General features: G+C 68.0%; 5 protein-coding genes and 2 pseudogenes. 2 read left to right on the top strand and 5 right to left on the bottom strand.

All coding sequences use genetic code 11. The annotated features are described in order from the left end of the window. Positions 1 to 230: pseudogene (locus VTU_RS25150) on the top strand (L-glutamate gamma-semialdehyde dehydrogenase); the annotation flags it as partial. Positions 231 to 335: 105 nt separating this feature from the next. Continuing rightward, positions 336 to 629, top strand: coding sequence for an addiction module antidote protein (locus tag VTU_RS0100860; protein WP_029553976.1), 294 nt, complete (start codon positions 336 to 338; stop codon positions 627 to 629). Between the two features lie 37 nt (positions 630 to 666). Here VTU_RS0100860 and VTU_RS0100865 read toward each other — a convergent pair whose 3' ends face one another. From VTU_RS0100865 to VTU_RS25160, 5 genes and pseudogenes are all read right to left on the bottom strand, one after another. After that, positions 667 to 1,929 carry a Zn-dependent hydrolase gene (locus VTU_RS0100865; RefSeq protein ID WP_029553977.1) on the bottom strand — a complete coding sequence of 421 codons (1,263 nt, stop codon included), beginning with the start codon at positions 1,927 to 1,929 and terminating at the stop codon, positions 667 to 669. 33 nt (positions 1,930 to 1,962) lie between these two features. Then, positions 1,963 to 3,413: pseudogene (hydA, locus tag VTU_RS25155) on the bottom strand (dihydropyrimidinase). Positions 3,414 to 3,453: 40 nt separating this feature from the next. Further along, a complete protein-coding gene (locus VTU_RS0100875) occupies positions 3,454 to 4,914 on the bottom strand; it encodes an NCS1 family nucleobase:cation symporter-1 (RefSeq protein ID WP_010099934.1) in 1,461 nt (486 codons plus the stop codon). A 186-nt stretch (positions 4,915 to 5,100) separates the two neighbouring features. After that, positions 5,101 to 6,426, bottom strand: a complete 1,326-nt coding sequence (gene preA / locus VTU_RS0100880) for an NAD-dependent dihydropyrimidine dehydrogenase subunit PreA (RefSeq protein ID WP_010099935.1) — start codon at positions 6,424 to 6,426, stop codon at positions 5,101 to 5,103. Between the two features lie 49 nt (positions 6,427 to 6,475). Further along, positions 6,476 to 7,362, bottom strand: an 887-nt coding sequence (locus VTU_RS25160) for an FAD-dependent oxidoreductase (RefSeq protein ID WP_040891582.1), incomplete at its 5' end; no start/stop codon positions are given.

The following is a 7,362-nucleotide window of genomic DNA, read 5'->3' on the forward strand; positions in this document are numbered from 1 at the left end:
CGCTCGAAGACCCCCGCGTGGAGCTTGCCGCGCTGCTGCACCATGGCGACAGCGCTGCGCTGCGCGACCTGTGCGAGGCGCTGGCACGGCGCCCCGGCCCCATCGTGGCGCTCGTATCGCTGCCCCCGGGCGACAGCGACGTGCCGCTGGAGCGCCTGCTGAGCGAACGCACGCTCAGCGTAAACACGGCGGCCGCAGGGGGCAACGCCAGTCTGATGGCCATTGGCTGAGCCGCGGGCCGGTATGTCCCAAGGGCGGTGATGACGACTGTGCAGATCCCGTACCTTTGCGCATGATGGAGAACCTCCCGATGCTGCTGATTGGAGCGAATGAGCATGACCGAAGAACTGACCCTCTACGACCCTGCAGAAGATTTGACCTCTGCCCAGGCCATTGCCGACTTCATCGCCGGTGCGTTCGAAACGAACGACCCTGGTTTCATCGCCCACGCCCTCGGCGTCGCCGTCCGCGCCAAGGGCATGGCGCAGATCGCCAACCAGACAGGGCTATCGCGCGAACAACTCTGCCAATCGTTGCGTGCTGACGGCGATCCGACGCTGCGCACGACGCTGGCCTTGATGAAGGCCTTCGGGATCGAGCTGTCCGCGAAGCCCGTCGCGGTTCATTGATCGTCCCGGGTATCCACGGCAACGCGCCCGCCCATTTTCAGCAAACCACCCGCGCACGCTCGAGCATCGCGTGCAGCAGCACGTTGCAGCCCGCCGTGATGTGCTCGGGCTTGGCGTCCTCGATCTCGTTGTGGCTGATTCCGTCCTTGCAGGGGATGAACACCATGCCCGCAGGCGCCAGGCGCGCCATGTACACGGCGTCGTGCCCGGCGCCCGAGACGACGGGCATGTGCGGGTAGCCGAGCTTGGCGGCGGCGCGGCGCACGGCGTCCACGCAATCGGAATGGAAGCACTGCGCCGGATAGCTCGACACCAGGTCGATGCAGATCGGCAGCCCGGTCTCGGCGCTGAGCCTCGCGGCCACGGCGCGGATGTCCTGGTCCATGCTGTCGCAGTCGGCGCAGGTCGCGTTGCGCAGGTCGATGCTGAACTTCACCCGGCCCGGTATCACGTTGCGGCTGTTCGGGTGCACCTGCACCATTCCCACGGTGCCGCGCCCATGCGGCCGGTGGCGCCGGGCGCAGGCGACCACTTCCTGCATCAGCTGGCTGGCCACTTGCAGCGCGTCCTTGCGCAGCGCCATGGGCGTGGGGCCGGCGTGGGCTTCCATTCCGGTCACGGTGCAGTCGTACCAGCGGATTCCGAGCACACCGCTGACCACGCCAATGGTTTTGTCGTTGTCCTCCAGCACCGGGCCCTGCTCGATGTGCGTTTCAAAATAAGCGCCGATCGGGTGCTCGCCGGGTTCCTGCTCGCCGATATAGCCGATGCGCTCGAGTTCGCCGCGCACGGTCCTGCCCTCGGTGTCGGTGGCCGCGTACGCGTGCTCCAGCGTGAAGGCCTTGGCGAACACGCCGGAGCCCATCATCACCGGGACGAAGCGCGAGCCCTCTTCGTTGGTCCAGAAAGCCACTTCGATCGGGGCTTCGGTCTCGATGCCATGCGCGTTGAGCGTGCGCACCACCTCGATCCCCGCGAGCACGCCGTAGTTGCCGTCGAACTTGCCGCCCGTGGGTTGGGTGTCGATATGGCTGCCGGTCATGATCGGTGGCAGCTGGTTGTTGCGCCCCGCGCGGCGCATGAAGCCGTTGCCGATCTTGTCGATGGTCACGCCCATTCCGGCCTCGCGCGCCCAGCGCGTGACCAGGTCGCGTCCTTGCCGGTCCAGGTCGGTGAGGGCCAGACGGCACACGCCGCCCTTGGGCGTGGCGCCGATCTGCGCCAGTTCCATGAGCGATGCCCATAAGCGCTCGCCGTTGACGCGCAGCTTGTCGATATCGGTTGTGGTGGGGGTGTCCATGCCGTTCTCCTGATACATGAATGAATCCGTGAATCAGCGCACGACCGCGGTCGGGGCCAGGTCCCGCGCACGTTTTTGCAGCGCCGGAAGGGGGCGCCAAACGCCGGGCGCTCGACGTAGCGGCCCCGTCCCGGCTCGGCGCGCAGCTCGCCGTTGGCGTACACCACCCGCCCCTGGCTCACGGTGTGGCTCGCAATGCCGCGCACGCTGCGGCCTTCGAAGAGGTTGAAGTCGCCCTTGCTGCGCTGGGTCTTGGCCGAGAAGGTCTTGCTGCCTTGCGGGTCCCACAGCACCAAGTCGGCGTCGGCACCCTCGCCGATGAAGCCCTTGCGCGGGTAGATGTTGAACAGGCTCGCGGCGTTCGCCGAGGTGATGGCGACGAACTCGCTGGGCGTGAGGCGCCCGGTGTTCACGCCCGCATCCCAGATCACGGCCATGCGTTCCTCCACGCCGCCGGTGCCGTTCGGAATCTGGGCGAAGTTCTGTTTGCCCATGGCCTTTTGCGCGGCGCAGAAGACGCAATGGTCCGTCGCCGTGGTGTGCAGCTGGCCCGACTGCAGGCCGCGCCATAACGCCTCCTGGTGGATCTTGGGGCGAAACGGCGGGCTCATCACATGCGCGGCGGCCCGCGCGAAGTCCGGGTCGCGGTACACGCTGTCGTCAACCAGCAAATGCCCGGCCAGCACCTCGCCGTACACGCGCTGGCCGCGCGCACGGGCGCGGGCAATGGCTTCGGCGGCTTCCATGCAGCTCACGTGCACCACGTAGACGGGAACGCCCAGCACGTCGGCGATTGCGATCGCGCGGTTCGTCGCCTCGGCCTCGACCATGGGCGGGCGCGACAGCGGGTGGCCCTCGGGGCCGGTGATTCCCATGCGCGCCACTTCCTGCTGCAACAGGCAGACCAGCTCGCCGTTTTCCGCGTGCACCGTGGGCATGGCACCCAGTTCCAGCGCGCGCAGGAAGCTGCGCACCAGCGTTTCGTCGTCGCACATGATGGCGTTCTTGTAGGCCATGAAATGCTTGAAGCTGTTCACGCCCTCTTGCTGCACCAGTGTTCCCATGTCGGCGTGCACCTGCTCGCTCCACCAGGTGATGGCCACGTGGAAACCGTAGTCGGCCGCAGACTTCTCGGCCCAGCCGCGCCATTTGCGGTAAGCGTCCAGCACCGGCTCCTGCGGGTCGGGAATGACGAAATCGATGATGCTCGTCGTGCCGCCGGCCAGGCCGGCTGCCGTGCCGCTGAAGAAATCGTCCGCGGTCACCGTGCCCATGAACGGCAGCTGCATATGGGTATGGGGGTCTATGCCCCCGGGCAGCACGTACTGCCCGCCGGCGTCCAGGGTCTGCGCCCCCGCGGGTGCATGCTGCGCTGCGGTTTCGCCAACCGCCACGATGCGGCCGTCCACGCACAGCACGTCGGCGCGCTGTTCGCGGTCGGCGTTGACCACGGTGCCACCGCGGATCACAAGGGCCTGGCTCATGGGGGACTCCTTCCGGGATGGGGATATGGGAATGGGGGAATCATTTCTTTCTGGTGCTCAGGTAGTAATAGCAGGTGCCGGCCACGGCCAGGCTGAAGAACCAGCCAAAGTCGAACAGGCCGAGCAGCAGACCGGGCAGCGCCGCCTTGTCGATGGCTCCCGACACCGCCAGATAGCCCGGCAGGCAGGGCAGCACGCCCAGGCCGAAGGCGACCAGCGCCCGCGGGTTCCAGCCGTCGCAGTACTCGTACTCGCCGCCGCGGCGGTAGAGGTCGTCCACCTTGAGCTCCCCTTTGCGCACCAGGTAATAGTCCACCAGCAAAATGCCGGCGATCGCGCCCAGCAGCGTTCCATAACCGCCGAGCCAAGTAAACAGGTAGTCACCCGAGGTGGCCAGCAGCTTCCAGGGCATGAACAGCAGGCCGATGAACGCAGCGATCAGGCCCCCGGCGCGAAAGCTGATCTTCGCGGGCGCCACCTGGCTGAAGTCATACGAAGGCGACACCAGGTTGGCGGCCACGTTGGTGGTCAGGTTGGCCAGCAGGATCACGAGCAGGCCCAGGCCCGCCGCGAAGCTGCCCATTTGCGTCAGCAGGCCGTCGGGGAACAGTTGCGCCTTGCCGTACAAAATGGCCGACGCCGAAAACCCGATCACGCCGACCATGGAGAACAGCGCCATGGGGATCGGCAAGCCGATGGCCTGGCCCAGAATCTGGTCCTTTTGCGACCGGGCAAAGCGCGTGAAGTCCGGGATATTCAGCGCCAGCGTGGCCCAAAAGCCCACCAGGCCGGTGAGCGCGGCCCAGGTTCTGGGGCCCCCCTCGACCACCTTCGGGGGCAGGTTGAAGAGCTGGCCCGGAGGCACCCGCACCAGCAGCACGACCACCAGAGCGAGGGACGCGGCGATCATCAGCGGCGCGGCGACCACTTCGAGCTTGCGAATGGATTCCGGCCCCTTCCAGATGAACCAGATATGCACGGCCCAGAACGCCAGAAAGCATGCGAACTGCGAGTTGCTGATGGTCTGCCCCTCGGTCGGTCCCACCAGGCCCATTCCCAGGACGTTCAAAAAGCCATGCAGCGCGAGCGCACCGAAGTAGCAGTTGATGGAAAACCAGCCGCAGGCCACCAGGCCGCGCAGCACCGCGGGCAGGTTCGCACCCTGGACGCCAAACGACGCGCGCGCGAGCACCGGAAACGGCACACCGTACCGGGGCCCCACGCTCCCGATGAGCAGCATGGGAACGAGCACGATGCAGTTCGCCAGGAACACCAGCCACACCGCCATCTGCCAGGTAAAGCCCTGGTCGAGCATGGAGCTGGCCATGGTGTAGGTGGGAACGCAGACCACCATACCCACCCAGAGCGCGGCAAAGTCTCTCCAGGCCCAGCGCCGCTGCGCGGGCGTGGTGGGGAGCAAATCATCGTTCGCGAGCGCGTCCGATGCCGCGCCGGGAAGGGGCCGCGCCACGTGGGCGGCGCTACCGGTACTGTTTGTCATATTGCGACTCCTGTGAAAGACAGTGTAGGGTGCCGTCTGGTCCGGCGCCCCGGCGCTTGGGCAGACGGCGGACACGAGCGGGCGCGCAAGAATCGCACCCGAAAATGCCGTGCGGCAGGCGCTGCGGCTGCGCGGCGCGTGCCTCGGCATGATCTGTTTGCATGCATCTCCGGTGCGGCGCGCGCCTCAGGCCATGGCCGGCGCGGCCGCGGGCGGCGGGCGCTGCGGGTTGTTCGGATGCGTCGTCCAGTTCGCGTATTCGCCCGTGACCCGGATTCCGGTGCGCGCATCGACTTCGCCCGGTTGCAGCGCGCGCATGCTGATGCACCCGGGCACCGGGCAGATCGACGCGCACAGGTTGCAGCCCACGCATTCCTCTTCCTTCACCTGGAAGCGGCGCACCCCGTCGACCATGGCCGTGATCGCCTGGTGCGCGGTGTCTTCGCACACCACGTGGCAGCGGCCACAGCGGATGCAGGCGTCCTGGTCGATGAGCGCTTTCTCCACGTGCCCGAGGTCCAGGCTCTGCCAGTCCCGGACGGACGCAAGGGCCCGGCCCCGGAAGTCGTCCAGCGTCGCGTAGCCCTGCTCGTCCATGAAGTTCGACAGCCCGTCGCACATGTCCTGCACGATCCGAAAGCCGTACACCATGGCCGCAGTGCACACCTGCACCGTGCCGCAGCCGAGCGCAATGTACTCGGCCGCGTCGCGCCAGTTGCCGACGCCGCCAATGCCGCTCAGGGGCAGGTCCGCGGTCCGCGCGTCGCGCGCGATCTCGGCCACCATGTTCAGCGCAATCGGCTTCACGGCCGGGCCGCAGTAGCCGCCGTGCGAGCCCTGGCCAGCGGTACTCGGGAGCATCACCATGCGATCCAGGTCCACCCCCATCACGGAGTTGATGGTGTTGATGAGCGACACCGCGTCGGCCCCGCCCGCCCGGGCAGCGCGCGCGGGCAGGCGCACGTCGGTGACGTTCGGCGTGAGCTTGACGACCACGGGCAGCCGGCTGTGGTGCTTGCACCAGGCCGTGACCATCCGGATGTACTCCGGCACCTGGCCCACGGCGGAACCCATGCCGCGCTCGCTCATGCCGTGCGGGCAGCCGAAGTTGAGCTCGACGCCGTCGGCGCCCGTGTCCTCGACCTGCGCCAGGATGCGCTTCCAGCCCTGCTCCTCGCACGGAACCATCAAGGAAACGAGCAGCGCGCGGTCGGGCCAGCTGCGTTTGACGCGCCGGATCTCTTGCAGGTTGGTGTGCAGCGGCCGGTCGGTGATGAGCTCGATGTTGTTCAGGCCGATCACGCGCCGGTCCTGCGCCATGAGCGTCGCGTAGCGCGGGCCGTTGACGTTGACGATGGGCGGATCCTCGCCCAGCGTCTTCCAGACCACGCCGCCCCAGCCCGCCTCGAAGGCGCGCGTGACGTTGATCTCCTTGTCGGTCGGCGGTGCGGACGCGAGCCAGAAGGGGTTGGGGCTCCTGATGCCCAGAAAATTGCTGCGGATATCGGCCATGCGATGCTCCCGTGAATTGCCGTGAATGCGCTGCGGCTGCTGGCGCCGCTCAGGCCAGGAGCGCCTCGTGCATGGAGACCGCGGCCCGCTTGCCGTGCTCCACGGCTTCCACGGTCAGGTCGCGCCCGCCCGCGCGGCAGTCGCCGCCGGCCCAGACACGGGCCAGGCTGGTGCGGCCCATCGCGTCCGTGGCGATGCGCCCGCCCGCCAGCGCAATCGCCCGGCCCGCCGGCTCGGCCACATAGGTCTGGCCAATGGCCTTGAGGAGCATGTCGGCGTCGAGCGTGAAGCACTCACCGGTCTCCACCAGCTGGCCCGCAGCATCGAGCGCCGTGGCGGCGAAGCGCATGCCCTTGACCGCACCGTCCGCGCAGAGCAATTCCTTGGGGGCCGCCCAGTGGTGGATTTTCACGCCATGGGTCTGCGCCCAGTCCTGCTCCACGCGCGACGCCGACATGCCTTCGGCGCCGCGGCGATAGACGATGCTCACCTCCTGCGCGCCGAGCTTGCGCGACTGCACGGCGGCGTCCACCGCCGTCATGCCGCCGCCAACCACCACCACCCGGCGCCCCACCGGCAGGCTGGCCAGGTCGCTGCTCTGGCGCAACTCGGCGATGAAGTCCACCGCATTGCGCAGTCCCGTGGCCGTGGGCTCGGCGATCCCCAGCGCGTTCACGCCCGACAGCCCGAGCCCCAGGAACACCGCGTCGTACGCGCCCAGCAGACCGTCGAGCGCGATGTCGCGCCCCAGCTGCTGGCCGGTGCGCACCGCGATGCCACCGACCGACAGCAGCCACGCGACCTCCTTTTGCGCGAAGTCATGCGGCGTCTTGTAGCGGGCCAGGCCATACTCATTCAGGCCGCCCAGCTTGGGACGCGCCTCGAACAGCACCACCGCATGGCCGCGCAGGGCCAGACCATGCGCGCAGGCCAGCC

The sequence above is a fragment of the Verminephrobacter aporrectodeae subsp. tuberculatae At4 genome, from assembly GCF_000193225.1.
In the GTDB taxonomy this organism is placed as follows: Bacteria; Pseudomonadota; Gammaproteobacteria; order Burkholderiales; family Burkholderiaceae_C; genus Acidovorax; species Acidovorax aporrectodeae.